This window comes from Vibrio sp. B7, from assembly GCF_963888765.1.
GTDB lineage: Bacteria > Pseudomonadota > Gammaproteobacteria > Enterobacterales > Vibrionaceae > Vibrio > Vibrio anguillarum.
Map to the genome: position 1 here is coordinate 1 of NZ_CAWPKR010000023.1, position 1691 is coordinate 1691.

The 1691-nt window shown below is 42.4% G+C and carries 2 protein-coding genes and 1 pseudogene; all 3 read right to left on the minus strand.

The window, feature by feature from the left end; all coding sequences use genetic code 11:
• Positions 1 to 266 (minus strand): annotated as a pseudogene (locus AACV32_RS09510) (IS4 family transposase); the annotation flags it as partial.
• Entirely contained in the window at positions 214 to 1368 is a 1155-nt protein-coding gene (locus AACV32_RS09515; protein ID WP_170895766.1) for a hypothetical protein, read from the minus strand. The gene AACV32_RS09515 and the pseudogene AACV32_RS09510, both read right to left, overlap by 53 nt.
• Positions 1369 to 1502: 134 nt before the next feature.
• A partial coding sequence (locus AACV32_RS09520; protein ID WP_170895765.1) for a hypothetical protein occupies positions 1503 to 1691 on the minus strand: 189 nt, incomplete at its 5' end.

Here is a 1691-nt window from a genome sequence, read left to right on the forward strand (position 1 = left end):
TCCATCTGACAGACCATGCGCACCTGTGGATACTGTGTTTCTTTACCATCCCGATTAGTGGGCTTAGCAAACGCTTCAGCGTTATCTTTTGAGTCTTCTGTTCGCCATAAAACCCCATCAACACCCAGTAACGTAAGTCCGTTCCAATTTGGTAAGTTAGCCTGTTTGAACCAATGACTTTGCGTACATTCAAAGAGCGCTTTAGCCGCTGATTCACCAAGATTTTTTCTTCGCTGTGTTAATGCACTTGGAGCAACATATCTTTTTAAACTCATCAATTTGTTGCTCATATTGCTGTTTTAACTCTTCAGTATCAGCAAGAACGGACTCAAGCAAATCAGGTTTATAAAGGCCAACAGTATCAAAATCGACTTTTCCTTTGAACTCACGACTAACATAAGAGCCAGTGGAGAGCGCATCGTTAAGGCTGTCAATACCTTGACCTAGCGAGTTTAAACCACCTTTAAGCTCAGTAGTTTGATTGTTAAGCGCATTGATTACACCAGAATTATCACCGCCACCATCACCACCGCCAGAACTACCAACAGCCGAGATTAGTTCGTCCATTTTTCTAGCAAAGAAATTAGTTTGTGAATTGTGGTTATTATCTAACGAGTTTTTTATATTATCCAATCGACCCGTCATTGTTTGAATATTGTTATTTAATATATAAGAGTTTGGAACCAATGAATTATCAATGGAATTTTTTATGGCTGTAACATCAACAGAACCACCGCCACCTGTAGAGCCACTATTATATATTTGACCTAGCCAGTTAGCCGTAACTTGATTGTATTGGGCGCTTAATTCAGAGTTATTTTGTATATACCCAAGAGTTGTTTTTAGTGAATTTAAATAAGTATTGGTTGACTGAGTCGCCCCCTTAATAGCAGAAATATCACGAGTTGATTCTAATTGAGATTCTCGCATTTCATGAAGTTTAAGGACACCAAGACCAGTAACGCCAGCGATAGACTTAAATGATTTGCCATAGTCAAAACCAGATAGGATGTTGTCAGGCATAGCGTTGATAATCGGTGCAACTACATTTGGAGGCTCAGGCGTAGGAGGCTCGGGAAGTGAACCACCAGAAATCATACCGTCGGGTTTGTTGCACACAACACCCGTTGAAATAAAGTCAGATGAACAAGCATCAAGAGTATCGGTACAAACAGAAGCGACAACAGCATAAGTACAAGAACGAACGCAAATATAAGGATTATTTCCGTACTGCGACCACGTCCAAGTTTTAGAGCCTGTAGTAATACCCACCGGGCAAAGTGGTTCGTCAGCATGAGACGCAACGGAGGTCAGGAACGCGAGCAGTAAGAAGAGAATGAAAAGAGCGGTATTGATTGCGCTACGCATGTAACCCCCCAGAATTAAGAAAAAACGCCCCCAATCAGGAGGCGTTGATACCAGTGTAGACCCCGTAAACGAACGCCCCACCAGTAGACAAAGCAATAAGAACAGTGATGACGTCCGAAACGAGTTCTAACATGTTATTTCATTGCACCTACAATCATGCGCAGACCAAAGCCAACCGCAGCCATTGTAATTAAGCCAACAACAAGGCTGTAGTTTGACTGGCCAGAAGTAACAGCCGCTTCGATAGACTCTGGAACAGTAACAGCGAATGAACTTGCAGAAGCTACCGCAGCAGTAACACCAGTTGTGATAGTTGCAGCGTG